Source organism: Leclercia sp. (assembly GCF_036780805.1).
GTDB lineage: Bacteria > Pseudomonadota > Gammaproteobacteria > Enterobacterales > Enterobacteriaceae > Enterobacter.
Genome location: NZ_DAIQCE010000001.1, coordinates 1,413,393 through 1,438,454, shown reverse-complemented (window position 1 = coordinate 1,438,454; position 25,062 = coordinate 1,413,393). Strand labels below are relative to the sequence as shown.

At 57.3% G+C, this 25,062-nt stretch carries 21 protein-coding genes and 1 other RNA gene; 11 read left to right on the top strand and 11 right to left on the bottom strand.

What is annotated here, in order from left to right:
• Positions 1–28: 28 nt before the first annotated feature.
• The 4 genes from V7Q49_RS06740 to ppsR form a co-directional block, all read right to left on the bottom strand.
• Complete coding sequence (locus V7Q49_RS06740; RefSeq protein WP_333849965.1) at positions 29–2,014, bottom strand: TonB-dependent hemoglobin/transferrin/lactoferrin family receptor; 1,986 nt, start codon at positions 2,012–2,014, stop codon at positions 29–31.
• Between the two features lie 71 nt (positions 2,015–2,085).
• Positions 2,086–2,322, bottom strand: coding sequence for a hemin uptake protein HemP (gene hemP / locus V7Q49_RS06735; protein WP_181247255.1), 237 nt, complete (start codon positions 2,320–2,322; stop codon positions 2,086–2,088).
• A gap of 150 nt (positions 2,323–2,472) precedes the next feature.
• The gene (gene aroH / locus V7Q49_RS06730) at positions 2,473–3,519 is read right to left on the bottom strand and encodes a 3-deoxy-7-phosphoheptulonate synthase AroH (RefSeq protein WP_333849963.1); all 1,047 of its coding nucleotides are present in this window, start codon (positions 3,517–3,519) and stop codon (positions 2,473–2,475) included.
• A gap of 153 nt (positions 3,520–3,672) precedes the next feature.
• Positions 3,673–4,506 carry a posphoenolpyruvate synthetase regulatory kinase/phosphorylase PpsR gene (gene ppsR / locus V7Q49_RS06725; RefSeq protein ID WP_333849962.1) on the bottom strand — a complete coding sequence of 278 codons (834 nt, stop codon included), beginning with the start codon at positions 4,504–4,506 and terminating at the stop codon, positions 3,673–3,675.
• A gap of 338 nt (positions 4,507–4,844) precedes the next feature.
• Here ppsR and ppsA point away from each other — a divergent pair, with 338 nt between their 5' ends.
• Positions 4,845–7,223, top strand: coding sequence for a phosphoenolpyruvate synthase (gene ppsA / locus V7Q49_RS06720; protein WP_333849960.1), 2,379 nt, complete (start codon positions 4,845–4,847; stop codon positions 7,221–7,223).
• Between the two features lie 111 nt (positions 7,224–7,334).
• Here the strand turns inward: ppsA and rprA are convergent.
• An RNA gene (gene rprA / locus V7Q49_RS06715) (antisense sRNA RprA) lies at positions 7,335–7,445 on the bottom strand.
• A gap of 188 nt (positions 7,446–7,633) precedes the next feature.
• Complete coding sequence (gene ydiK / locus V7Q49_RS06710) at positions 7,634–8,746, bottom strand: AI-2E family transporter YdiK (protein WP_333849958.1); 1,113 nt, start codon at positions 8,744–8,746, stop codon at positions 7,634–7,636.
• Positions 8,747–8,953: 207 nt separating this feature from the next.
• Between ydiK and ydiJ the strand changes: the two genes are divergently transcribed.
• The 9 genes from ydiJ to ldtE all read left to right on the top strand — a co-directional run bounded on the left by ydiJ (position 8,954) and on the right by ldtE (position 19,796).
• Entirely contained in the window at positions 8,954–12,010 is a 3,057-nt protein-coding gene (gene ydiJ / locus V7Q49_RS06705; protein WP_333849957.1) for a D-2-hydroxyglutarate dehydrogenase YdiJ, read from the top strand.
• Positions 12,007–12,417 carry a 1,4-dihydroxy-2-naphthoyl-CoA hydrolase gene (gene menI, locus V7Q49_RS06700; RefSeq protein ID WP_333849956.1) on the top strand — a complete coding sequence of 137 codons (411 nt, stop codon included), beginning with the start codon at positions 12,007–12,009 and terminating at the stop codon, positions 12,415–12,417. The genes ydiJ and menI overlap by 4 nt, the downstream gene beginning before the upstream one ends.
• A gap of 747 nt (positions 12,418–13,164) precedes the next feature.
• Positions 13,165–13,533, top strand: coding sequence for a Fe-S cluster assembly scaffold SufA (gene sufA / locus V7Q49_RS06695; protein WP_333849955.1), 369 nt, complete (start codon positions 13,165–13,167; stop codon positions 13,531–13,533).
• 8 nt (positions 13,534–13,541) lie between these two features.
• The gene (sufB, locus tag V7Q49_RS06690; protein ID WP_231312536.1) at positions 13,542–15,029 is read left to right on the top strand and encodes a Fe-S cluster assembly protein SufB; all 1,488 of its coding nucleotides are present in this window, start codon (positions 13,542–13,544) and stop codon (positions 15,027–15,029) included.
• A gap of 16 nt (positions 15,030–15,045) precedes the next feature.
• A complete protein-coding gene (gene sufC / locus V7Q49_RS06685) occupies positions 15,046–15,792 on the top strand; it encodes a Fe-S cluster assembly ATPase SufC (RefSeq protein ID WP_333849953.1) in 747 nt (248 codons plus the stop codon).
• On the top strand, positions 15,767–17,038 hold the full coding sequence (sufD, locus tag V7Q49_RS06680; protein ID WP_333849952.1) for a Fe-S cluster assembly protein SufD: 1,272 nt from the start codon (positions 15,767–15,769) through the stop codon (positions 17,036–17,038). The genes sufC and sufD overlap by 26 nt, the downstream gene beginning before the upstream one ends.
• Positions 17,035–18,255, top strand: coding sequence for a cysteine desulfurase SufS (gene sufS / locus V7Q49_RS06675; RefSeq protein ID WP_333849951.1), 1,221 nt, complete (start codon positions 17,035–17,037; stop codon positions 18,253–18,255). Before sufD ends, sufS begins: the two co-directional genes overlap by 4 nt.
• 13 nt (positions 18,256–18,268) lie before the next feature.
• On the top strand, positions 18,269–18,685 hold the full coding sequence (gene sufE / locus V7Q49_RS06670; protein WP_333849950.1) for a cysteine desulfuration protein SufE: 417 nt from the start codon (positions 18,269–18,271) through the stop codon (positions 18,683–18,685).
• Positions 18,686–18,782: 97 nt separating this feature from the next.
• Complete coding sequence (ldtE, locus tag V7Q49_RS06665; RefSeq protein WP_333849949.1) at positions 18,783–19,796, top strand: L,D-transpeptidase LdtE; 1,014 nt, start codon at positions 18,783–18,785, stop codon at positions 19,794–19,796.
• A 62-nt stretch (positions 19,797–19,858) separates the two neighbouring features.
• Here the strand turns inward: ldtE and lpp are convergent, their stop codons facing one another.
• The 3 genes from lpp to ynhH all read right to left on the bottom strand — a co-directional run bounded on the left by lpp (position 19,859) and on the right by ynhH (position 22,062).
• Positions 19,859–20,095 (bottom strand): murein lipoprotein Lpp, encoded by a 237-nt coding sequence (lpp, locus tag V7Q49_RS06660; RefSeq protein ID WP_001082307.1) that lies wholly within the window; start codon positions 20,093–20,095, stop codon positions 19,859–19,861.
• A gap of 310 nt (positions 20,096–20,405) precedes the next feature.
• Complete coding sequence (gene pykF, locus V7Q49_RS06655; RefSeq protein WP_333849948.1) at positions 20,406–21,827, bottom strand: pyruvate kinase PykF; 1,422 nt, start codon at positions 21,825–21,827, stop codon at positions 20,406–20,408.
• 7 nt (positions 21,828–21,834) lie between these two features.
• The gene (gene ynhH, locus V7Q49_RS23525) at positions 21,835–22,062 is read right to left on the bottom strand and encodes a protein YnhH (protein WP_442913056.1); all 228 of its coding nucleotides are present in this window, start codon (positions 22,060–22,062) and stop codon (positions 21,835–21,837) included.
• On the opposite strand from ynhH, the gene V7Q49_RS06650 reads away from it, so the two are divergent.
• Positions 22,005–22,223 carry a hypothetical protein gene (locus V7Q49_RS06650; RefSeq protein ID WP_333849947.1) on the top strand — a complete coding sequence of 73 codons (219 nt, stop codon included), beginning with the start codon at positions 22,005–22,007 and terminating at the stop codon, positions 22,221–22,223. The two genes, ynhH and V7Q49_RS06650, sit on opposite strands and share 58 nt — an antisense overlap.
• On the opposite strand, the gene V7Q49_RS06645 is transcribed toward V7Q49_RS06650, so the two are convergent.
• Together V7Q49_RS06645 and V7Q49_RS06640 are read right to left on the bottom strand one after the other, a co-directional pair.
• Entirely contained in the window at positions 22,205–23,350 is a 1,146-nt protein-coding gene (locus V7Q49_RS06645) for a trans-sulfuration enzyme family protein (RefSeq protein WP_333849946.1), read from the bottom strand. The two genes, V7Q49_RS06650 and V7Q49_RS06645, sit on opposite strands and share 19 nt — an antisense overlap.
• Positions 23,351–23,360: 10 nt before the next feature.
• Positions 23,361–24,731 carry a pyridoxal-phosphate dependent enzyme gene (locus V7Q49_RS06640; RefSeq protein WP_333849945.1) on the bottom strand — a complete coding sequence of 457 codons (1,371 nt, stop codon included), beginning with the start codon at positions 24,729–24,731 and terminating at the stop codon, positions 23,361–23,363.
• Between the last annotated feature and the right edge of the window lie 331 nt (positions 24,732–25,062).

The window sequence follows — 25,062 nt, the reverse complement described above, 5'->3', positions numbered from 1 at the left end:
ACGCCCCGGAAGCACCGGGGCAGGGTAATTACCACTGATAACTCACGAAAATCTTGCCGTTGCGGCCATCCTGCGGGATGCCCTGTGGAGACCAGTATTCTTTGTCGAAGGCGTTGCCGAGCACCAGGGTGGTGGTCACGCCTTTCAGCGCCTGCTGGCCCTGATAGCTGACGTAGAAATCATTCACCGCGTAGCCTGGCTGATGACTGTAGCTGCTGCTCACGTGGGTGGAACGATCGGCGAAGGTGCCGATCCAGCCGACGCTAAAGCCGCTCTGCGCCAGGGGGACATCCAGCTTGCTGGAGACGGTGTCCGGGTTGATGCTGGAAATGTACTCCCCGGTGTCGGTGTCTTTGCCCCGGGTGCGGTTATAGGCGATATCCAGGTTGAACAGGCTGGCGGAGTATTTCGCCATCACGTCCCAGCCCCAGATTTTGGCGTTCGGCACGTTGTACGACATGGTGGTAGCGGCAGCAAAATCGACGGTGGTGGAGATGTAATCTTTGGCATGGGTATCAAAGTAGCTGGCTTTGAACTCCAGTGCATCGTCCGCCAGCAGCAAATCGTCAAAGCGCAAACCAAACCCGTACTCCTGGGTTTCGTTGGTTTCCGGGCGCAGGTTCGGGTTCGGCACCCAGTAGTTGGTGTAGAACCGGCCAATGGAGAAGTGTTTGGCGTCGTTATACATTTCGCCCATCGTCGGGGCGCGGAAGGCCTGAGCATAGGAGCCAAACATCATTAGCCAGCCGGTCGGCGACACGGTGATCCCGGCGCGGGATGACCATTTATCGGCATCCACATCCTCATAGCCATCGCTGCTGCCGCGGTAGTTATCGTAGCGGGTGCCGCCCAGCAGGGTGACCGGCAGATCGCGCAGGGTGATCTCATCCTGCAGCCAGCCGGAGCTGAAATCGATGCTCGCATCCGGGAAGCCGGTAGTGGCGCCGGACGGCTCCTGCTCCTGACGGTAATACTCCCCGCCGTAGGTCAGCAGGTGCGAGGCAAAGGAGTCGGCAAACAGGCGGGTACGGTTTTCCACTTTGCCGCCTTTGGTGGTCTGCTGGCGGAACTCGCCGGTGCCGTCGATATTCTGGGCGTTGATCCGCGCATCAGACCAGTAGAGGCGGGCATCGGCGTTCAGCCAGTCGTTGCCCTCCGGGGCGAGGTGATACCCCAGCTGGACGTCCCGCTGAATGGTGGAGCGGTCGGTCATCGGGTTGCTGGTGTCGTCCGCCTCGATGGTCTGCGGATTTTTCGGCTCCTGGGCCGCGTTATTGTAGTAGCGCAGGGAGCCGCTCAGGGACTGAGCCTGATCCATCTGCCAGCTGCCTTTCGCCAGCAGGTTGTTGATTGATTCGTCATTCGGCGCGGTACCGTCGCCGCCCTGACGGATATCCCCGCGATCGCGGCTCGACCAGGCCACCACACCGTCGAGGGTGTCGGTGTGGCCAAAGGCACTGGCCCCCATACCGAGGCTGTGATCGCCGGTAGCGGCGGTGCCAAACACGCGGTAGCCGCTGGTTTGTCCGGGCTGAAGCAGATCTTTCGCGTCGGCGGTGTCATAGGCGATCACCCCACCCATCGCGCCGCTGCCGTACAGCAGAGCAGACGGCCCGCGCACGATCTCGATACGTTTGATCAGGGCAGGGTCGAGGAAAGTGCTGTTCAGGTGGCCGGTGTCGGTGCCCTGACGCACGCCGTCAACCAGTACCAGTACGCCGCGGCGATCGTAGCCGCGCAGGTTGACGTCCTGGCCGTTGGTACGCCCGGTGCCGTCGAGGGTCAGGCCGGGCACGTGGCGCAGCAGATCGGCGCTTGAGCTGGCGGTCTGATTTTCCGGGGCGGTGGCGTCAATGACGCTGACCATCATCGGGGCTTCAAAGGCGCTGCGGGCATTGCCGGTGGCGGTAACGGTCATGTCGTCGGTTGCGGCAACCGCCGCGCCCGGCAGGGCACTGACGATCGCCAGCGCCAGCAGCGACGGGCGTAAAGACGCGGTATTCAGGTATGGCATGAGCCACTCTCCATTTAAAAGTGAAAAGCGCTGGCTGCCTGGGGGAAACCTGGGTGGCTGGCGGGAAGGACTTATTTTGTGAGGATCAATTTTCCGGCATGTGTCTGACGCAGCAGGTAGTGCTGGCCGTCATGCTCAATAATGACGCGACCTTCTTCGCCCAACAGCTGTTTACTGTCGATGCGACGATCGGTTGCGCCTGGGGCAGGCTGTGTTTTGTCTTCAGGACGAGTGAGCGTTGCTGCAGTGTTATCCATACGTGACATAATGTTTTTCAAAATAGCAATCAATGTAACAATGATAATCATTATCAACAAATCGATTTTGACGGCAAGCGTTTTATGAAAAAACAGTGACGGGAGTGAGGGATGAAAAAAAGCCGGGTGGCGGCTATGCCTTCCCCGGCCTACGTATCGCTTTTGTAGGCCCGGTAAGCGAAGCGCCACCGGGCACAGGTCTCAGAATCGAGAGTCTACCGCCGCAGCAAGCTTATCCAGCAGCACTTCAGTATCTTCCCAGCCCAGGCAAGGGTCGGTGATCGACTGACCGTAGGTGATAGGCTGACCGACCACCACTTTTTGCGTGCCTTCTTTCAGGAAGCTTTCGGCCATGATCCCGGCGATAGCGGTTGAACCGTTGCGGATCTGCTGGCAAATCTCATCGCAGACGTCCAGCTGACGGCGGTGCTGCTTCTGGCAGTTGCCGTGGCTGAAATCCACCACCAGCTGCTCGGGCAGGTCGAACTCACGCAGGGTATCGCAGGCTTCCGCCAGATCCTGTGGGTGATAGTTCGGTTGCTTGCCGCCGCGCATGATGATGTGGCCGTACGGGTTGCCGCTGGTCTGATAGATGGTCATCTGACCATTCTTGTCCGGGGAGAGAAACATGTGGCTGGCGCGGGCGGCGCGGATGGCATCCACCGCAATGCGGGTATTGCCGTCGGTGCCGTTTTTAAAGCCCACCGGGCAGGAGAGCGCCGAGGCCATCTCACGGTGGATCTGGCTTTCAGTGGTGCGGGCTCCGATGGCCCCCCAGCTGATCAGATCGGCGATAAACTGTCCGGTCACCATATCCAGGAATTCGGTAGCGGTGGGTACGCCCAGCTCGTTGACCTGCAACAGCAGCTTGCGCGCCAGCTGAATGCCGTGATTCACCCGGTAGCTGCCGTTCAAATCGGGATCGGAGATTAGCCCTTTCCAGCCCACCACGGTGCGTGGCTTCTCAAAGTAGGTACGCATCACGATTTCCAGACGGGCATGGTGTTTATCCCGCAGCCCCTTCAGGCGCTGGGCGTAGTCCATTGCAGCATCAAGGTCGTGAATAGAACAGGGGCCAACAATCACCAGCAGGCGGCGATCTTCACCGTTAAGGATTTTTTCAATACGTTTACGTGACGTTGTCACGTTCTCTGCCACTGCCGCAGAAACAGGGTACCGCTGGGCCAGTTCGGCTGGCGTCACCAGACTATCGATACGCGCTGTGCGCAGTTCATCGGTTTTATTCATGGTATTTCTCAGAATGTAGTGCTTCAACGGTAACTTACCGGGAAGTGATGGGCATCACCTTAAACCAATCCCCGCTGAATTCAAGAGCAGGGCACACGCGGTGCCCTGTGGTGGATGCGAGTATAAAGGATTATGGACTGATGTACTAGTTGATTAGTACATGCGGCGATTGAGGCCCATAATGTCGAGGATTTTGGTGGCGATCTCTTCTACCGAATAGTTGGTACTGTTCAGCCACGGAATGTTGTTTTTACGGTACAGGGCTTCGACTTCGGCCACTTCCAGCCGGCACTGGCGCATCGAGGCGTAGCGGCTGTTCTCCCGGCGCTCTTCGCGGATCGCCGCCAGCCGTTCCGGGTTAATGGTCAGCCCAAAGAGCTTATGCTGCAGGGGCTTGAGCGCCGCCGGGAGGACGAGGTTGTCCATATCGTCGGCAATAAAGGGGTAGTTTGCGGCGCGGATCCCGAACTGCAACGCCAGATAGAGGCTGGTGGGCGTTTTTCCGCAGCGCGAGACGCCGAGCAGAATGACCTGAGCCTGATCGAGGTTGCGCATCGAGATGCCATCATCATGGGCGAGGGTGTAATCAATGGCGGCGATACGGGCGTCATACTTGATGATATTCGCCGGGTTCAGGCCGTGGGTGCGGTGCGCCACCGGGGTCGGGTCCAGCTTCAACTCCTGCTGCAGGGGGGCCACCAGCGCCTGAACGATATCCTGACAGAAGCCTTCACTTTGCAGAATGATATTGCGAATTTCCGGGATCACAATCGAGTAGAACACCAGCGGACGCTCACCGGTCTGCTGGAAAATGGCGTCAATTTGATCTTTCACCGCTTTGGCGCGGCTCTCGTTTTCCACGAACGGCAGCGTGATGCTGTTGATGGAAACCGGGAATTGCGACATCACCGCATGGCCCAGCACCTCGGCGGTGATCGCCGTACCATCGGAAATATAAAAAACGTGGCGATCGACAGCATTATCCATTTTGCACACTCTGTATATCAGATGTAATTGACTGAAAGCATAAATTAAAAAAGTAAAATACAACAGTCAACCCAGGGTGGAAATTAGAAATGAAACGCTATTTTTATTTTTAATGAAAGGGGTGTTTCATTTTTCAAAATCACCCTAAAGTCTGAGTTTTTTTGTGGGAATCCATAGGAATCATCAGGTTAGCATTTAAGCGGGAACAGTCTGAAAAGCTAAAAAATAAAAGTGCTTACACGATTCACCGTTTTTTTAGCGCGCATAAATATGACAGTATAAATACGCAGTAAGGAGTTTCTTAAAACCCGTTCATATATCACAAAAGGATTGTTTCGATGTCCAACAATGGCTCGTCACCGCTGGTGCTTTGGTATAACCAACTCGGCATGAATGATGTAGACAGAGTTGGAGGCAAAAATGCCTCCCTGGGTGAAATGATTACGAATCTGTCCAGTATGGGTGTCTCCGTACCGAATGGATTTGCGACTACCGCCGATGCTTTTAACTATTTTCTGGATCAAAGCGGCGTAAACCAGCGCATTTACGAACTACTGGATAACACGGACATTGATGATGTCTCTGAGCTTGCCAAAGCCGGGACCCAGATCCGCCAGTGGATCATCGATACACCTTTCCAGCCTGAACTGGAAAAAGCCATTCACGACGCCTACAACCAGCTCTCTGCTGATGATGCGCAGGCCTCTTTTGCGGTGCGCTCCTCTGCGACTGCAGAAGATATGCCGGACGCCTCGTTCGCCGGGCAGCAGGAGACCTTCCTCAACGTGCAGGGCTACGATGCCGTGCTGGTGGCGGTTAAACATGTGTTTGCTTCCCTGTTTAATGACCGCGCGATCTCCTATCGCGTGCATCAGGGTTATGACCACCGCGGCGTTGCCCTGTCGGCAGGCGTGCAGCGCATGGTGCGTTCGGATCTGGCCTCGTCAGGCGTGATGTTCTCTATTGATACCGAATCGGGTTTCGATCAGGTGGTCTTTATCACCTCCGCCTGGGGTCTGGGCGAGATGGTGGTGCAGGGTGCCGTCAACCCGGACGAATTCTACGTTCACAAGCCAACCCTGGCAGCGGATCGCCCGGCTATCGTGCGCCGCACCATGGGCTCGAAAAAAATCCGCATGATCTACGCCCCGACTCAGGAGCATGGCAAGCAGGTGCGGATTGAAGATGTGCCGCAGGAGCAGTGCGACCGCTTCTCCCTGACCGATGCCGAAGTGCAGGAGCTGGCGAAGCAGGCGGTACAGATCGAGAAACACTATGGTCGTCCGATGGATATCGAGTGGGCCAAAGATGGCAACACCGGCAAACTGTTTATCGTCCAGGCTCGTCCGGAAACCGTGCGTTCCCGCGGTCAGGTGATGGAGCGTTATACGCTGCATGCGCAGGGCAACATCATTGCGGAAGGCCGTGCCATCGGCCACCGCATCGGCGCGGGTCCGGTGAAGGTGATCCACGACATCAGCGAAATGAACCGTATCCAGCCGGGCGACGTGCTGGTGACCGACATGACCGACCCGGACTGGGAACCGATCATGAAAAAGGCGGCGGCGATTGTTACCAACCGTGGCGGCCGTACCTGTCACGCGGCGATCATCGCCCGTGAGCTGGGCATCCCGGCCGTGGTCGGCTGCGGCGACGCCACCGAGCGCATGAAGGACGATCAGAACGTTACCGTCTCCTGTGCCGAAGGCGATACCGGCTACGTCTACGCCGAGATCCTCGACTTTAGCGTGAAGAGCTCCAGCGTCGACACCATGCCGGATCTGCCGCTAAAGATCATGATGAACGTCGGTAACCCGGACCGCGCCTTTGACTTCGCCTGTCTGCCAAACGAAGGCGTCGGCCTGGCGCGTCTGGAGTTCATCATCAACCGCATGATCGGGGTTCACCCGCGCGCGCTGCTGGAGTTTGACGACCAGGATCCGAAGCTGCAGAAAGAGATCCGCGAGATGATGAAGGGTTACGACTCGCCGAAAGAGTTCTATGTCGGCCGTCTGACTGAAGGGATCGCGACTCTGGGCGCGGCGTTCTACCCGAAACGCGTTATCGTGCGTCTCTCCGACTTCAAATCTAACGAATACGCCAACCTGGTGGGCGGCGAGCGTTACGAGCCGGAAGAAGAGAACCCGATGCTGGGCTTCCGCGGTGCCGGTCGTTACGTCTCTGACAGCTTCCGCGACTGCTTTGCGCTCGAGTGCGAAGCGGTAAAACGCGTGCGCAACGAGATGGGGCTGACCAACGTCGAGATCATGGTGCCGTTCGTGCGTACCGTCGATCAGGCAAAAGCGGTTGTCGACGAGCTGGCCCGTCAGGGACTCAAGCGCGGCGAAAACGGACTCAAAATCATTATGATGTGCGAGATCCCGTCCAACGCCCTGCTGGCAGAGCAGTTCCTGGAACACTTCGACGGCTTCTCTATCGGCTCCAACGATATGACGCAGCTGGCGCTGGGTCTGGACCGTGACTCCGGCGTGGTCTCCGCGCTGTTTGATGAGCGTAACGAGGCGGTGAAAGCGCTGCTGTCGATGGCCATCCGCGCCGCCAAGAAACAGGGCAAGTACGTCGGCATCTGCGGTCAGGGACCGTCCGACCACGAAGACTTTGCCGCCTGGCTGATGGAAGAGGGGATCGATAGCCTGTCCCTGAACCCGGACACCGTGGTGCAAACCTGGCTGAGCCTGGCGGAACTGAATAAGTAACGTCACGCTTCTGCAATGCGTAAAGGCGAGGACTTTGGTCCTCGCCTTTTTATTTGGGACGTACTAACCCGCTGTAATCATGGGTTTTTCTTAAGGGTTGCCGAATTCTGGACAAAAAAAAGCCCACCGTGGGAGGCGGGCAAAGACTACACACAGCAATTCGTTGTTTCACTCAGGGGATTTCCATGCTTATAAATCAAGGTGTTGTTGATTCATAACCGTGACCTAATAGTAGGCATGGTGGGTTTTTGCGTCGATCAGATTCGTCTCAATAGTTTAAAGAAAGTGAAGATTTTATGAGGGGAATGAGGCAATTGCGGAAGAAAACGGGTTTAGCCGCGCTTAATGGAAATTAAAATGATAAGTGATGCTTAACATTCTGGTGGGCGAACCCACCAGAACAGGGGTTGTTACTTTTTCAGCTCTTCCGTTTCGTTCAGCGTTTCAAGCAGTACATCGGGATCGGTCGGCGGCAGCGGGACTTCATTCACCCATGCGGAGAACAGTCGCCAGGAGACCGCCAGCAATACCGGCCCGATAAACAGACCGATCATCCCGAAGGCAATCAACCCGCCGATAACGCCGGAGAGGATCAGGATTAACGGCAGGTCGGCACCCATTCGAATCAGGATCGGACGGATGACGTTATCCATCGTGCCCACCACGCAGCTCCAGACCAGCAGCACCGTGCCCCAGGTGGTGTCACCGCTCCAGTAGAGCCAGACAATCGCCGGGACCAGCACCAGCAGAGGGCCCAGCTGCATCAGACAGGTTAACAGCATCAGCACCGTAAAGAGGGTGGCGTAAGGCACGCCGGAAATCGCCAGACCGATCCCGCCCAGCACCGACTGCACCAGCGCCGTTACTACTACGCCCAACGCGACCGCACGCACGGCCTGCGCGGCCAGCAGCATTGCTGCGTCGCCGCGCGCCGACGCCAGACGGGTCGCAAAATGACGAACCCCAAGCGCCACCTGCTCACCACGCCAGTAGAGCAGGGCGCTGAACAGCAGCATCAGCACGCAGTGGACAACAAAGCGGCCAAGGTGCGCGGCGGTACCGACAAACCAGGTGGTCGTGGCGCCAACATAGGGCCGCACTTTCGCCATAATAGCGCTGCCGCCCATGTCCAGCAGGTTATGCCAGCCGGCAAAGAGCTTGTCGCCAATCAGCGGGATATCGTTCAGCCAGTCCAGCGTCGGAAGCGTCATATCCCCGCTGGTGATGCTGGAGATGAGCGGGCCGCTGCCGTCCACCAGGCTGTTCACCAGTAACGCAACCGGGATGACAAACAGCAGCACCAGCAGGAGGGTCATCACCAGCACCGCCAGCGCGCGGCGACCAAACAGCAAGCGCTCTAAACGAAGAAATAGCGGCCAGGTGGCGATGACTACCGTCCCCGCCCAGGCAAAGCCAAGAATGAAGGGTTGAACAATCCACAGACACGCAATAATCATGATTGCCAGAAACAGCACCGACAGCAAAACTTGTGCAACGTCCCTGGGCTGGTGTCGATTGACCATAGTTGAAATTTACCTTTGAAGGACACCGGAAAGACCGGTGAGAACAGGAAACTGCATCACTCTAATCATTAGTGATTTCAGCGATTTTTAACAGGCTGATTCTGCCTGTAATTCTGTCGGGCGCATATGAATAAAATGTGATACAAAATGTGAGACACAACGCAAACGATTATCTACAACTATTCAGATGGGGCAGGGTCGACAGTAATGATCCCACAAATTTCTCAGGCACCCGGCGTCGTTCAGCTGGTGCTCAATTTTTTGCAGGCTTTGGAGCAACAGGGTTTTACCGGCGATACCGCCACTCGTTATGCCGACAGGCTGACTATGGCGACCGACAACAGTATCTACCAGCTACTTCCCGATGCAGTCGTTTTTCCCCGTTCTACCGCTGATGTGGCCCTGCTGGCCCGTCTGGCCTCCCAGGAGCGTTTCGCTTCGCTGATTTTTACCCCGCGCGGCGGCGGCACCGGCACCAACGGTCAGGCGCTGAATACCGGGATCGTGGTCGATATGTCCCGCTACATGAACCGCATCATTGAGATCAACCCGGAAGAGGGATGGGTGCGGGTTGAGGCCGGGGTGATCAAGGATCAGCTTAACCAGTACCTGAAGCCCTACGGCTACTTTTTTGCCCCGGAGCTGTCGACCAGTAACCGCGCCACCCTCGGTGGGATGATCAACACCGATGCCTCCGGCCAGGGATCGCTGGTGTACGGCAAAACTTCCGATCACGTCCTCGGCGTGCGGGCGGTGCTGCTGGGCGGGGATATTCTCGACACCCAGCCCCTGCCGGTCGAGCTGGCCGAGACGCTCGGCAAGGACAACACCACCACCGGGCGCATCTACCGCACCGTGCTGGAAAGCTGCCGCGACAACCGCCAGCTGATTATCGATAAATTCCCGAAACTGAACCGCTTCCTGACCGGCTACGATCTGCGCCATGTCTTCAATGACGACCTCAGCCAGTTCGATTTGACCCGCATCCTGACCGGCTCCGAAGGCACGCTGGCCTTTATCACCGAGGCGCGTCTCGACATCACTCGTCTGCCGAAAGTGCGCCGTCTGGTGAACGTGAAGTACAACTCCTTTGACTCTGCCCTGCGTAATGCGCCGTTTATGGTCGATGCCCGCGCCCTGTCGGTAGAAACCGTCGACTCAAAAGTGCTCAACCTGGCGCGGGAAGATATCGTCTGGCACTCGGTCAGCGAGCTGATCGCTGACGTGCCCGACAAAGAGATGCTGGGCCTGAACATCGTTGAGTTTGCTGGCGATGACGCCGAACTTATCGAAAGCCAGGTTGAGGCCCTGTGCCAGCGGCTGGACGAGCTGATCGCCCGCGGCGAGGGCGGGGTGATTGGCTGGCAGCTGTGCAACGAGCTGGCCGGCATCGAACGTATCTACGCGATGCGTAAAAAAGCGGTCGGCCTGCTGGGTAACGCCAAAGGGGCAGCCAAGCCGATCCCCTTTGCCGAAGATACCTGCGTTCCGCCGGAACACCTTGCCGATTACATTGTGGAATTCCGCGCCCTGCTCGACAGCCACGGCCTGAGCTACGGCATGTTCGGCCACGTCGATGCCGGGGTGCTGCACGTCCGCCCGGCGCTGGACATGTGCGATCCGCAGCAGGAGATACTGATGAAGCGGATCTCCGATGACGTGGTGGCGCTCACCGCGAAGTACGGCGGCCTGCTGTGGGGCGAACACGGAAAAGGGTTCCGTGCCGAGTACAGCCCGGCCTTCTTCGGCGAAGCGCTATTTAGCGAGCTGCGCAAAATCAAAGCGGCCTTTGACCCGCACAACCGCCTAAATCCGGGGAAAATCTGCCTGCCGGAGGGCGTCGATGCCCCGATGATGCAGGTGGACGCGGTGAAACGCGGCACCTTCGATCGCCAGATCCCGATTGCGGTGCGCGCCTCCTGGCGCGGCGCGATGGAGTGTAACGGCAACGGCCTGTGCTTTAACTTCGATGCCAAAAGCCCGATGTGCCCGTCGATGAAGATCACCAGCAACCGTATCCACTCCCCGAAAGGGCGTGCGACGCTGGTCCGAGAGTGGCTGCGTCTGCTGGCCGACCGCGGCGTGGATCCGCTGGCGCTGGAAAAAGAGCTGCCGGAAAAACGCGCCAGCCTGCGCACCCTTGTTGAGCGCACCCGCAACAGTTGGCACGCGCGCAAAGGGGAGTACGATTTCTCCCACGAGGTAAAAGAGGCGATGTCGGGCTGTCTGGCCTGTAAAGCCTGCTCCACCCAGTGCCCGATTAAAATCGACGTGCCGGAGTTCCGCTCGCGCTTCCTGCAGCTCTATCACAGCCGCTATCTGCGCCCGATGCGCGATCATCTGGTGGCGACGGTTGAGAGCTATGCCCCGCTGATGGCCCGCGCGCCGCGCACCTTTAACTTCTTTATCAACCAGCCGCTGGTGCGCAAACTGTCCGAGAAGCATATCGGCATGATTGACCTGCCGCTGCTCTCCACGCCGTCGCTGCAGCGCCAGATGGTGGGCCACCGCTCCGCTAACCTGACCCTTGAGCAGCTTGAAGCGCTGAGCCCGGAGCAAAAAGCGAAAACCGTGCTGGTGGTGCAGGACCCGTTCACCAGCTATTACGATGCGCAGGTGGTGGCTGACTTTATTCGTCTGGTCGAGCGCCTCGGCTATCAGCCGGTGTTGCTGCCGTTTTCCCCGAACGGTAAAGCCCAGCACATTAAAGGCTTCCTTAATCGTTTCGCGAAAACGGCGCAAAAGACCTCTGACTTCCTCAATCGCGTGGCGCAGCTGGGCATGCCGATGGTCGGCGTCGATCCGGCGCTGGTGCTCTGCTATCGCGATGAGTACAAGCAGACCCTCGGCGACAAGCGCGGCGACTTCCACGTGATGCTGGTGCATGAGTGGCTTCCGGCGATCGTCAGTGCGCAAACCGCGCAGGAGACCAGCGGCGAACCCTGGTATCTGTTCGGCCACTGTACTGAAGTGACCGCGCTGCCGGGTGCGCCTGCCCAGTGGGCCACCATCTTTGCCCGCTTTGGCGCGAAGCTCGAGAGCGTCAGCGTCGGCTGCTGCGGCATGGCCGGAACCTACGGCCATGAGGTGGTGAACCACAAGAACTCGCTGGGGATCTATGAGCTCTCCTGGCATCAGGCGATGCAGCGTCTGCCGCGCAACCGCTGTCTGGCCACCGGCTACTCCTGCCGCAGCCAGGTCAAGCGCGTCGAGGGCAGCGGGGTGCGCCATCCACTGCAGGCTCTACTGGAGATTATGGGATGATCTGGAAACGAGCCGTCACTTTGCAGGCGTTAAACGCCATGAGCGACGGGAATATGGTGGGGCTGCTGGATATCCAGTTTACCCGCCTCGGCGAAGATGAACTGGAAGCCACCATGCCGGTGGACAGTCGCACCCATCAGCCGTTTGGCCTGCTGCACGGCGGCGCGTCGGTGGTGCTGGCCGAAACCCTCGGCTCGGTGGCGGGCTATCTCTGCACCGAAGGGGAGCAGAAGGTGGTGGGGCTGGAAGTGAATGCCAACCACATTCGTTCCGTGCGCAGCGGTCGGGTGCGCGGGGTTTGTCGCGCCCTGCATACCGGTGGCCGACACCAGGTGTGGCAGATCGATATTTTCGATGAACAGCAGCGCCTGTGCTGCTCGTCGCGGCTCACCACTGCGGTGGTATGAAGCAGAAGGCCGCGAAAGCGGCCTTTTTACTTCTCCATCTCGTTGAAATGGCATTGCTTCCCGACAGGCCGCAATTTATGTTAATTCGCTCGTCAAAGTTTATGAGATTATTCCTATGCTCCTTCAAGAGCTAAGCCATGATGAGTGCCGGAGATAAGCGCCGGATGGAGCAAGAAACCCTCACGATTACCCGCCTGGTAATCGTGAGGGTTTTCTTTTTTGCACGTCCTTAAAAAACAAAAGGCCGCATCTGCGACCTTTTGTTTCCCTTCAATAATCGTCTCTTAAATCCTGCATGGCAGACAGAATGACCAGGCCGGTAATGACTACGGCAAGGGTGGCGGTTATCAACAGTGCAGTGAGCATATTTCCTCCTGATGCTGACCTTAATACAACAAGGATAGCGCACCCGCAGGCTATCTAGCGCCCTTGCCGGGGCGCTTTCAGAATACGCCTACAGGTAAGAGCAGCCGTTCCCGCACACCTCCTATCTCAATAATTGGTATTTTCTATACATATTTTGCATTTAGCCCATTCAGGCGGGAATTCATGGAAAATTACCCATTCGATCAATATGTTGAGTAAATGTGATCATCCCTGTTAACCCCCGTGGCAGGGTCTATGCTTAATGAAAGTAGCCAAAAAGGGCGGTTAAGCCGAATGCCCCTGCAACTGAGGGGTTGAAGTGATAATCATTATCACTAACATGGTGTTATGCCCTGGGGGCGCAATACAAGAGGTGGATTTATGCAACAGCATTCAGAAACATTTGATCCGACAGAATTTGCGTGGCGTGGATTGTCGCTCACACCGGCCGCCGCGGCGCATATCCGCGAGCTGGTAAGTAAACAGGCGGGCATACTCGGCGTGCGGTTAGGCGTTAAAACCACCGGCTGCGCCGGGTTTGGTTACGTGCTGGATACCGTCAGCGAACCGGCGAAAGACGACCTGCTGTTCGAGCAGGACGGTGCCCGCCTCTATGTCCCCTTGCAGGCGATGCCGTTTATTGACGGCACAGAAGTGGATTACGTGCGCGAAGGCTTAAACCAGTTATTCAAATTCAATAACCCGAAAGCCCAGAACGAATGCGGCTGCGGCGAAAGTTTTGGGGTATAGGCGGTATTATGTCTCGACATACTGAAGCAACTGACGACGTCAACACCTGGTCCGGCGGCCATATTAATTACAAAGAGGGCTTCTTCACCCAACTGCAGACTGATGAGCTGGCAAAAGGGATCAACGAAGAGGTCATCCGCGCCATTTCCGCCAAGCGCAACGAGCCAGACTGGATGCTGGAGTTCCGTCTGAATGCGTTCAAGGCCTGGCTGGAGATGGAAGAGCCGCACTGGCTGAAGGCGCACTACGATAAGCTGAACTATCAGGATTACAGCTACTACTCCGCGCCGTCGTGCGGCAACTGCGACGACACCTGCGCCTCTGAGCCCGGTGCGGTCCAGCAGACCGGGGCTAACGCCTTTTTAAGCAAAGAGGTGGAAGAGGCCTTCGAGCAGCTCGGCGTGCCGGTGCGCGAAGGGCGGGAGGTGGCGGTGGACGCCATCTTCGACTCCGTCTCGGTCGCCACCACCTACCGGGAGAAGCTGGGCGAGCAGGGGATCATCTTCTGCTCGTTTGGCGAAGCTATCCACGATCACCCCGAGCTGGTGAAGAAGTACCTCGGCACGGTCGTGCCGGGCAATGACAACTTCTTTGCGGCGCTCAACGCGGCGGTGGCCTCCGACGGCACCTTTATCTATGTGCCGAAGGGCGTGCGCTGCCCGATGGAGCTGTCGACCTATTTCCGCATCAACGCCGAGAAAACCGGCCAGTTTGAACGCACCATTCTGGTGGCCGATGAGGGCAGCTACGTCAGCTATATCGAGGGCTGTTCCGCCCCGGTTCGCGACAGCTATCAGCTGCACGCCGCGGTAGTGGAGGTGATCATCCATAAAGACGCCGAGGTGAAATACTCCACGGTGCAGAACTGGTTCCCGGGGGATAACAATACCGGCGGCATCCTGAACTTCGTCACCAAGCGCGCCCTGTGCGAAGGCGAAAACAGCAAGATGTCCTGGACCCAGTCGGAAACCGGCTCCGCCATTACCTGGAAATACCCGAGCTGCATTCTGCGCGGGGATAACTCCATCGGCGAGTTCTACTCGGTAGCGCTCACCAGCGGCCATCAGCAGGCCGACACCGGCACCAAGATGATCCATATTGGCAAGAACACCAAATCGACCATCATCTCGAAAGGGATCTCGGCGGGTAAAAGCCAGAACAGCTACCGCGGGCTGGTCAAGATCATGCCGACGGCCACCAACGCGCGCAACTTTACCCAGTGTGACTCGATGCTGATTGGCCCGGACTGCGGAGCGCATACCTTCCCGTACGTTGAGTGCCGCAACAACAGCGCCCAGCTGGAGCACGAAGCCACCACCTCGCGGATCGGGGAAGATCAGCTCTTCTACTGTCTGCAGCGCGGCATCAGCGAAGAGGATGCCATTTCAATGATCGTGAACGGCTTCTGTAAGGATGTGTTCTCTGAACTGCCGCTGGAGTTTGCCGTTGAAGCGCAGAAATTACTGGCGATTAGCCTTGAACACAGCGTCGGTTAAGGATTAAGGAAAGCACATGTTAAGCATTAAAGATTTACAGGTCAGTGTGGAAGATAAAGCGATCCTGCGCGGCCTGAGCCTGGACGTGCGTCCGGGTGAAGTCCACGCCATTATGGGGCCGAACGGCTCGGGGAAAAGTACGCTCTCGGCGACCCTCGCCGGGCGTGAAGATTACGAAGTGGTCGGCGGTTCGGTGGAGTTTAAGGGCAAAGATCTGCTGGAGCTGTCGCCGGAAGACCGCGCCGGGGAGGGCATTTTTATGGCCTTCCAGTATCCGGTGGAGATCCCCGGCGTCAGCAACCAGTTCTTCCTGCAGACCGCGCTGAACGCAGTGCGCAAATACCGCAGCGAAGAGGAGCTGGATCGCTTTGATTTTCAGGATCTGATGGAAGAGAAGATCCAGCTGCTGAAAATGCCCGAAGATCTGCTTACCCGTTCGGTCAACGTCGGTTTCTCCGGCGGGGAGAAGAAGCGTAACGACATTCTGCAGATGGCGGTGCTGGAGCCGGAGCTGTGTATTCTTGACGAAACCGACTCCGGGCTGGACATCGATGCCCTGAAAATCGTCGCCGACGGCGTGAACGCCCTGCGCGACGGCAAGCGGTCGTTCATCATCGTCACCCACTACCAGCGTATTCTCGATTACATCAAGCCGGACTACGTGCATGTGCTCTATCAGGGGCGGATTGTGAAATCCGGTGATTTCACGCTGGTGAAACAGCTGGAGGAGCAGGGCTATGGCTGGCTTAGCGAACAGCAGTAACGCGCTGCAGCAGTGGCACCGTCTGTTTGAGGCCCAGGGCGGAACGCGCTCGGAGCAGGCCCAGCAGCACCTGCAGCAGATGCTGCGCCTCGGCTTGCCGACGCGTAAGCATGAGAACTGGAAATACACCCCGCTGGAAGGGCTGCTCAACGGCGAGTTCGTTACCCGGCCCGCCAGCGTGAAACCGACCGACCGGGATGCGCTGGCGCTCACCCTCGACGCCACGCGGCTGGTGTTTGTTGACGGGCGCTTTAGCCCGGAGTTGAGCGACAGCACCGACGGCAGCGGGTTTGAGGTGGTGATTAACGACGAGCGTCAGAGCCTGGCGGCACCGGTTCAGCCGGAGCTGTTCCTGCATCTCACCGAGAGCCTGGCGCAGAGCGTGACCCATATCCGCGTTAAGCGTAACTCACGCCCTGCGAAGCCGCTGCTGCTGATGCACATCACCCAGGGGCTGGAGGGGGAGGAGATCAACACCGCCCACTATCGCCACCATCTGGAACTGGGCGAAGGGGCCGAGGCGACGGTGATTGAACACTACGCCAGCCTGACCCCGGCGCGGCATTTCACCGGCTCGCGCCTGACCATGAACGTGGCGGCCAACGCCCAATTGCACCATATCAAGCTGGCGTTTGAGAATGCGGCGAGCCATCACTTCGCCCATAACGATCTGCAGCTTGCCGCCGACGCGGCAGCATACAGCCACAGCTTCCTGCTGGGCGGGGCGGTGCTGCGCCATAACACCAGCACCCAGCTCAACGGCGAAAACACCACGCTGCGCATCAACAGCCTGGCGATGCCGGTGAAAACGGAAGTGTGCGACACCCGCACCTGGCTTGAGCACAATAAAGGCTATTGCAACAGCCGTCAGCTGCACAAAACCATCGTCAGCGATAAGGGCCGGGCGGTCTTTAACGGGCTGATTAACGTGGCGCAGCACGCCATCAAAACCGACGGGCAGATGACCAACAACAATCTGCTGATGGGCCGGCTGGCGGAGGTGGACACCAAACCGCAGCTGGAAATCTACGCCGATGACGTGAAATGCAGCCACGGGGCCACGGTGGGACGTATTGATGATGAGCAGATGTTCTATCTGCGCTCCCGCGGCATCGATAAGCAGGCGGCAGAGAAGATGATCATTTACGCCTTTGCCGCCGAGCTGACCGAAGCGCTCGGAGATGAAACCCTAAGACAGCAGGTGCTGGCGCGTATCGGCCAGCGTCTGCCCGGAGGTGTGGCATGAGTTTTCCTGTAGAGAAAGTGCGGGCGGATTTTCCCGTCCTGACCCGTGAAGTGAACGGTCTGCCGCTTGCCTATCTCGACAGCGCCGCCAGCGCGCAAAAGCCCGCGCAGGTGATCGAGGCCGAGGCGGAGTTTTACCGGCACGGTTATGCGGCGGTGCATCGGGGGATCCACACCCTCAGCGCCGAGGCGACGCAGCGGATGGAGAACGTTCGTACCCGGGCGGCAGCATTTTTAAATGCCCGCTCGCCGGAGGAACTGGTATTTGTGCGCGGCACCACCGAAGGGATCAACCTGGTGGCGAACAGCTGGGGCAGCGCTGAGGTCCATGCGGGCGATAACATTATCATCAGCCAGATGGAGCATCATGCGAATATTGTCCCCTGGCAGATGTTGTGCGAGCGCGTCGGGGCGGAGCTGCGGGTGATCCCGCTCAATCAGGACGGCACGCTCCAGCTTGAACACCTGGATACGCTGCTGGATGAACGCACCCGGCTGGTGGCCATCACCCAGGTCTCCAACGTGCTGGGCACTGAAAACCCGGTGGCGGAGATCATCGCTAAAGCCCATCTTGTCGGCGCGAAAGTACTGGTGGACGGCGCTCAGGCGGTGATGCACCACACCGTAGACGTGCAGGCGCTGGACTGCGATTTTTATGTCTTCTCCGGCCATAAGCTCTACGGCCCGACCGGGATCGGCGTGCTGTATGTCAAAGACGAGATCCTGCAGAAGATGCCGCCGTGGGAAGGGGGCGGGTCGATGATCGCCACCGTCAGCCTGAGCGAAGGCACCACCTACTCCCGCGCGCCGTGGCGTTTCGAAGCCGGGACACCCAACACCGGGGGCATTATCGGCCTCGGGGCGGCGATGGAGTATGTCTCCGCTATCGGCCTCGATGCCATTGCCGAATACGAGCAGATGCTGATGCACTACGCCCTGGCCGAGCTGGCCAGCGTGCCGGATCTCACGCTCTACGGCCCGGCCGATCGTCAGGGGGTAATCGCCTTTAACCTCGGAAAACACCACGCCTATGACGTCGGCAGTTTTCTCGATAACTACGGGGTGGCGGTACGCACCGGACACCACTGCGCCATGCCGCTGATGGCATTTTATCAGGTACCGGCGATGTGCCGCGCATCGCTGGTGATGTACAACACGCTGGAAGAGGTCGACAGACTGGTGGCCGGATTGAAGCGTATCCACCACCTGCTGGGCTAAAAGAGGGCAAAAGATGGCTGCATTGCCAGACAGAGATAAATTGCTGCGCAACTTTACGCGTTGCGCAAACTGGGAAGAGAAATACCTCTACATCATCGAGCTGGGTCAGCGTCTGCCTGCCCTCAGCGAAAGCGCGCATAGCCCGGAAAACAGTATTCAGGGCTGTCAGAGCCAGGTGTGGATAATAATGCACCAGAACGAATCAGGAATGATTGAATTAGCGGGCGACAGTGATGCGGCAATAGTAAAAGGCCTTATTGCCGTGGTGTTTATTTTATATCAGCAGATGTCCCCTCAGGATATTGTCGCTTTCGACGTGCGCCCGTGGTTTGAAAAAATGGCGCTGACCCAGCATTTAACGCCTTCCCGCTCTCAGGGGCTTGAGGCGATGATCCGCGCAATCCGCACCAAAGCCGCCAACATTAGCTAAACTAACAGGACAGCTATCATTCTGTTTCACGAGGTGGTTCCCGCCTCGTGGGTTTTTCAGCTTTCTGACGTTCAGTCAGTGAATAAGGAATCTCAGCATGAAGCGCGCGTCCCTTGTTACTTTTATTCTCTTTGGTTCGCTCAGCGCGCTTAATAGCGCCCGGGCGGTGGATTATCCCTTGCCGCCTGCAGGCAGTCGGCTTATCGGGCAAAACCAGACCTATGTCATTCAGGAAGGCGATAATAAGCTTCAGGCCATTGCGCGCCGGTTTAATACCGCTGCGCACCTAATCCTCGAAACCAATAATACCATCGCCCCGGTCTATCCGGCGCCGGGGACAGAAATCACTATCCCGTCGCAAATGTTGCTCCCGGACACCCCCCGTGAGGGGATTGTGGTGAATCTGGCGGAGCTGCGGCTCTACTACTATCCGCCGGGGGAGAACAGCGTTCAGGTCTATCCGCTGGGCATTGGCCAGCTGGGGCTGGAAACGCCGGTCACCGTCACCCGCATCAGCCAGAAAATCCCCAATCCAACCTGGACCCCCACAGCGGGCATCAGAGCGCGCTCGCTGGAGCAGGGCATCAAACTACCCCCGGTGGTTCCCGCAGGGCCTAACAACCCGCTGGGGCGCTTTGCGCTGCGTCTGGGCGTGGGTAACGGCGAATATCTCATCCACGGCACCAGCGCACCGGACAGCGTCGGGCTGCGCGTCAGCTCCGGCTGTATGCGTATGAATGCGCCGGACATTAAAGCGCTCTTTGCCCAGACCTCGGTCGGCACGCGAGTGCAGATTATCAATGAGCCGGTGAAGTTCTCGGTTGAGCCGGACGGTAAGCGTTACGTTGAAGTACATCGCCCGCTGGCGATGGTGGAGGGCGAAAACCCGCAAACCGTGACGATCGCTCAGTCCGGTGCCTTTGCGTCGTTTATGGCGCAGAGCGGTAGCGATAAGACGTTAGTGAACAAAGCGTTGTCGCGCCGGGCGGGGATCCCGGTGGTGGTATCGACTGGGGCAGGGCCGCAGGTCGAGAGTACGGGGTTGTCAGCTCGTAATACCCAGCTGCCGGTGGCAGCGACTCAGGGCGGGCATGAAGTGGCGATTCAGTAAAGTGAAATGCAGGGCAAAAAAAATGGCGCACAATGTGCGCCATTTTATTAACACAGGTACTATTACTTACGGTATTTAGTAGCCTGGTTGTCCAGACGCTGGTTAGCGCGTGCTGCGTCATCTTTAGCAGCCTGAACGTCGGAACGCATTGCGTTCACGTCGTTGCTCAGCTGGTCAACTTTAGCGTTCAGAGTCTGAACGTCAGAAGACAGCTGATCGATTTTAGCATTGCTGGAGCAACCTGCCAGCAGAGTAGAACCCAGGATTACCGCGCCCAGTACCAGTTTAGTACGATTCATTATTAATACCCTCTAGATTGAGTTAATCTCCATGTAGCGTTACAAGTATTACACAAAGTTTTTTAGGTTGAGAATATTTTTTTGATGGGAATATGCCTATTTTTGATCGTTCGCTCAAAGAAACACCTGTTTTGACTATTTCGTGAAAAATATTGTGCAAAAACAGACAATTTTCATCGGATTCATCTTAGAAAACGTACCCGTTAAATAGAAAAACCCGATTTGCTTTTTTAATAAGTTTGGTTGATAGCGGAAATAAAAAAAGCGCCCCGAAGGACGCTTTTTATACAAATTAATTCGTTCGATATTATTACAGGACGTGAACAGATGCGGTATTAGTGGTGCCGCTTGGTACCAGCGCACCAGAAACCATCACCACAACGTCACCTTTCTGCGCCAGGCCACGCTCAACGAGCTGCAGGGCCACTTCTTTACCCAGACGGTAGAAATCATCCGTAGAGGCGATCTCTTTCACCAGGTGTGGCACAACGCCTTTGCTCAGTACCAGCTGACGAGCAGTGATCTCGTTAGTGGTCAGGGCCAGGATAGTGGCGTTCGGGAAGTATTTACGCACGGCTTTAGCAGATTTACCGCCCTGGGTGGCAACCACGATCAGCGGTGCTTCCAGTTTTTCGGCAGTTTCTACTGCGCCACGGCAAACGGCTTCGGTGATGCGCAGTTTACGGCTGTCGTTGTTGTTATCCAGACGGCTTGGCATCACGCGGTCAGTACGCTCGCAGATGGTGGCCATGATGGATACCGCTTCCAGAGGGTATTTACCCTTCGCGGATTCACCGGACAGCATCACTGCATCGGTACCGTCGAGAATGGCGTTCGCCACGTCACCCGCTTCTGCGCGAGTTGGGCGTGGGTTTTTGATCATTGAGTCCAGCATCTGGGTCGCAGTGATAACCACTTTACGGGCGCGAACACACTTCTCGATCATCATCTTCTGCGCGAAGATCACTTCTTCAACCGGGATCTCAACGCCCAGGTCGCCACGCGCAACCATGATGCCGTCAGACGCTTCGAGGATTTCGTCGAAGTTGTTCAGGCCTTCCTGGTTTTCGATTTTGGAGATGATCTGGATGTGCTCGCCGCCGTGCGCTTTCAGGTGCTCACGGATTTCAACCACGTCAGAACGTTTACGGATGAAGGAGGCAGCAACGAAGTCAACGCCTTGCTCGCAGCCGAAGATCAGGTCCTGTTTGTCTTTTTCTGCCAGAGCAGGCAGGGCGATGGAAACGCCTGGCAGGTTAACGCCTTTGTTTTCGCCCAGGTCGCCGTTGTTCAGCACTTTACAAACAACGTTTTTGCCTTCGATAGCGGTGACTTCCATACCGATCAGGCCGTCGTCCACCAGTACGGTGTTGCCAACGGACAGGTCGCTGGTGAAGCCTTCATAAGTCACAGCAACGATGTCGCTGTTGCCGACAACGGACTTGTCAGTGGTGAAGGTGAAGGTCTGCCCCGCTTTCAGCGAAACGTCATTACCGCCTTCCAGTTTGATGGTACGAATTTCTGGACCTTTGGTATCCAGCAGGATTGCTGCTTTTTTACCGGTCTTGCTCATCACGTTGCGCAGGTTCTGGATGCGCTGACCGTGTTCAGCATAGTCACCGTGAGAGAAGTTCAGACGCATAACGTTCATGCCGGCGTCCAGCATTTTGGTCAGCATCTCTTCAGATTCGGTTTTCGGGCCGATGGTGCAAACAATTTTCGTCTTTTTCATGACAGTCTTAGTCTTTAAGTTGGGAAGGATATGGAAATCTCGCTCCAGGGGCGCACAGCCGCGGAGTCAAACCTGTGTTGCAAAATCGTATATGACACGCACTAAGGATAGGAGACATCAAATGAGCGTGCAGAAGAAAGTGTGCCTGAGTGACAGCCCAACGAAGGAGAGGAGAAGTTGTACGTTGTTTTTTGTATTCCAAGCGCTGAAACCATTCACCAGGGATTAGGCGCACATTATACGCTTAAAGATGCGCAAAAGGGAAAGAAAAACAGCGTTTCAAAAATATTATCTGCCGTTTCACAACGGATTGTTATCAAGGCGTTAAGGCCTGATGACAACCTATGGCGGCAGGCGAGTAGCCTGCCGTTTTTTGGTTACGCTTTCAGCGCCTGACTGAGATCGGCGATCAGGTCTTGCGCATCTTCGATGCCCACGGACAGGCGGATCAGCTGCGGGACAATACCGTTTGCCAGCCGCTGTTCTAAGGGGATCGACGCGTGGGTCATGCTGTAAGGCTGGCTGACCAGGCTCTCAACCCCACCCAGACTTTCCGCAAGGGTAAACAGTTTTAGTTTACGAATGACTTCCGTGGCACGTTGCGCATCACCTTTCACTACGACAGAAATCATCCCGCCCGGCAGCGCCATCTGCGTACGGGCAAGCTGATATTGCGGGTGTGATTCCAGGCCTGGATAGAAGACTTTTTCCACCTGCGGATGTTGCACCAGCCATTGTGCAATCGCCAGGGCATTGGCGCTGTGCTTTTCGACCCTCAGCGAAAGCGTGCGGATCCCGCGCAGCGTCAGGAAGCTGCTGAACGGATCCAGAACCCCGCCGACGGCGTTTTGCAGGTAGCCGAGCTTCTCGGCCAGCGCTGGGTTATCCCCCACCACCGCCAGCCCGGCCACCACGTCCGAATGGCCGTTCAGGTATTTAGTGGCGGAGTGCACCACGATATCGAAACCCGTCTCCAGCGGACGGTGAATGACCGGCGATGCGAAGGTGTTATCCGCTACGCTGATGAGATTATGACGGCGAGCAATCCCGGCGATGGCCGCCAGGTCCGCCAGCTTCAGCAGCGGGTTGGTCGGGGTTTCTACCCAGATCATGCGGGTTTCCGGGCGGATCGCCGCCTCAAGACCGGCGAGATCGTCCGGCTTCACCCAGCTCACCTGCAGCCCGGTGCTGCGTTTGCGCACGTTCTCAATCAGGCGATAAGTTCCGCCATACACATCATCAATGGCGACAATATGGCTGTCTTTGTCCAGCAGTTCGAGCACGGTAGAGATGGCCGCGAGACCGGACGCGAAAGCGTAGCCGCGCGTGCCGCCTTCCAGTTCGGCAATGGCGGTTTCCAGCGCATGGCGGGTGGGGTTCCCGCTGCGGGAATATTCGTAGCCGGTATGTTCCCCCGGCGACGGTTGCGCAAACGTCGAGGTGGCGTAAATAGGCGGCATCACCGCGCCGTGTTGGTCATTAAACTCGCCGCTGTGGACGCTGAGGGTGGCTAAATTTTTCATCTTTATTCCTTTATTGCTGAAGACGGTTGCGCCAGGCGGTCAGAACATCGCTGCGTGTGATCAGGCCCAGAAAACGGTCGTTGTCATTAATCACGGCCACCAGACCGCGGTCGAAAATGGCGTGCAGGGCGCTTTCCGGGGCGTGCTTATCAAGAAACTCCACCTGACGCGTCATCGCCGCCGTCACGGGCAGGGCGAAACGATCCCCATCGCCGCCAATATGGCGCAGGAGATCCCATTCATCGATGATGCCGACGACCTTGCCGTTATCCAGCACCGGCAGCTGGGAGATGTCGTACAGACGCATGCGCGCCAGCACGGTGGAAAGGGTGTCATCCGGCGCAGCGGTGACGGTAGCGCCCTCGTCGTGACGCAGGGCGATGTAATCCGAGAGATCCCCCGCCAATGGGCGCGAGATCAGCCCCTGCTGGCGCATCCAGTCATCGTTAAACATTTTGGAGAGATACTTATTGCCGCTGTCGCAGGCGAAGGTGACTACGCGCTTCGGCGTGGTCTGGGCCTGACAATATTTCAACGCCGCGGCCAGCAGGGTGCCGGTGGAGGAGCCCGCCAGGATCCCTTCCGTTTTCAGCAACTCGCGGGCGGTGGTAAAGGCTTCACGATCGGTAATGCGCCAGGCGCGATTCACCCCTTCGATGTGTGCCAGAGGGGGAATAAAGTCTTCGCCAATCCCCTCTACCAGCCACGAACCGGCGTCGTTATAGCGCCCGGTCTCCACCTGGTCGGCCAGCACCGACCCGGCCGGATCGGCAAGCACAAACTCGGTCTGCGGGGAGTGTTCCGCAAACCACGCCTGCAGGCCGCCCAGGGTACCGCCGGAGCCGACGCCGACCACGATGGCGTCGATCTTGCCCTCGAGCTGTTCAAACAGCTCCGGGGCGGTAGTGGTGCGATGCGCCAGCGGGTTGGCTTCGTTATTGAACTGGTCGATATAGAACGCGCCCGGCAGCTCGTTCGCCAGACGCTGAGCATAATCCTGATAATAGGCCGGATGGCCTTTATTGACGTCCGAGCGGGTCAACACCACCTGAGCCCCCAGCGCGCGCAGGTGAAAAATCTTCTCGCGGCTCATTTTGTCGGGCACGACCAGGATCAGCGAGTAGCCTTTCTGGGCCGCAATCAGTGCCAGCCCCAGCCCGGTGTTGCCCGCCGTGGCCTCGATGATGGTGCCGCCGGGCTGCAGCTGGCCGCTGCGCTCGGCTTCGTTAATCATCGACAGCGCGACGCGGTCTTTAATGGAGCCGCCGGGATTCTGGTTTTCCAGCTTCAGAAACAGCGAGCAGGGGCCGGCCTCCAGTTTGTGCAGCTGGATAAGCGGAGTCTGGCCGATCAGTTCTGTGACGGAGTGATAAATCGTCATGATGTTTTCCTGTAAGAGGGTCATGACCGGATGATAGGGCCGTAAAAATTTCTCTATAAAGAACGTTTCACTGCCTTTTAGAACAGAAATGAATATTCATCATGTTTATAGATGTAAGGATAGCAAGACGTAAAGTTGTCCGGATGTCAGGATGGCTATATTGGCATGAAATGCTGCAAAAATAGCCATTTTTGCCGAGTGAAGGCGGTGAGATATGCATCTGGCAGATAATCATTGCTGAAATTCATCTAATTCCTGCCCGCCCAGTAAATCCGCTATTTATTCCCTGGAGTTATAAGAAATTCCATTTTGGTCATTTAAAACCTGATAA

Bases quoted from the DNA above. Each gene is read 5' to 3' on its own strand.
- V7Q49_RS06740 (WP_333849965.1), bottom strand. From the start codon at position 2,014: ATGCCATACCTGAATACCGCGTCTTTACGCCCGTCGCTGCTGGCGCTG.
- hemP (WP_181247255.1), bottom strand. From the start codon at position 2,322: ATGATTATCATTGTTACATTGATTGCTATTTTGAAAAACATTATGTCA.
- aroH (WP_333849963.1), bottom strand. From the start codon at position 3,519: ATGAATAAAACCGATGAACTGCGCACAGCGCGTATCGATAGTCTGGTG.
- ppsR (WP_333849962.1), bottom strand. From the start codon at position 4,506: ATGGATAATGCTGTCGATCGCCACGTTTTTTATATTTCCGATGGTACG.
- ppsA (WP_333849960.1), top strand. From the start codon at position 4,845: ATGTCCAACAATGGCTCGTCACCGCTGGTGCTTTGGTATAACCAACTC.
- ydiK (WP_333849958.1), bottom strand. From the start codon at position 8,746: ATGGTCAATCGACACCAGCCCAGGGACGTTGCACAAGTTTTGCTGTCG.
- ydiJ (WP_333849957.1), top strand. From the start codon at position 8,954: ATGATCCCACAAATTTCTCAGGCACCCGGCGTCGTTCAGCTGGTGCTC.
- menI (WP_333849956.1), top strand. From the start codon at position 12,007: ATGATCTGGAAACGAGCCGTCACTTTGCAGGCGTTAAACGCCATGAGC.
- sufA (WP_333849955.1), top strand. From the start codon at position 13,165: ATGCAACAGCATTCAGAAACATTTGATCCGACAGAATTTGCGTGGCGT.
- sufB (WP_231312536.1), top strand. From the start codon at position 13,542: ATGTCTCGACATACTGAAGCAACTGACGACGTCAACACCTGGTCCGGC.
- sufC (WP_333849953.1), top strand. From the start codon at position 15,046: ATGTTAAGCATTAAAGATTTACAGGTCAGTGTGGAAGATAAAGCGATC.
- sufD (WP_333849952.1), top strand. From the start codon at position 15,767: ATGGCTGGCTTAGCGAACAGCAGTAACGCGCTGCAGCAGTGGCACCGT.
- sufS (WP_333849951.1), top strand. From the start codon at position 17,035: ATGAGTTTTCCTGTAGAGAAAGTGCGGGCGGATTTTCCCGTCCTGACC.
- sufE (WP_333849950.1), top strand. From the start codon at position 18,269: ATGGCTGCATTGCCAGACAGAGATAAATTGCTGCGCAACTTTACGCGT.
- ldtE (WP_333849949.1), top strand. From the start codon at position 18,783: ATGAAGCGCGCGTCCCTTGTTACTTTTATTCTCTTTGGTTCGCTCAGC.
- lpp (WP_001082307.1), bottom strand. From the start codon at position 20,095: ATGAATCGTACTAAACTGGTACTGGGCGCGGTAATCCTGGGTTCTACT.
- pykF (WP_333849948.1), bottom strand. From the start codon at position 21,827: ATGAAAAAGACGAAAATTGTTTGCACCATCGGCCCGAAAACCGAATCT.
- V7Q49_RS06645 (WP_333849946.1), bottom strand. From the start codon at position 23,350: ATGAAAAATTTAGCCACCCTCAGCGTCCACAGCGGCGAGTTTAATGAC.
- V7Q49_RS06640 (WP_333849945.1), bottom strand. From the start codon at position 24,731: ATGACGATTTATCACTCCGTCACAGAACTGATCGGCCAGACTCCGCTT.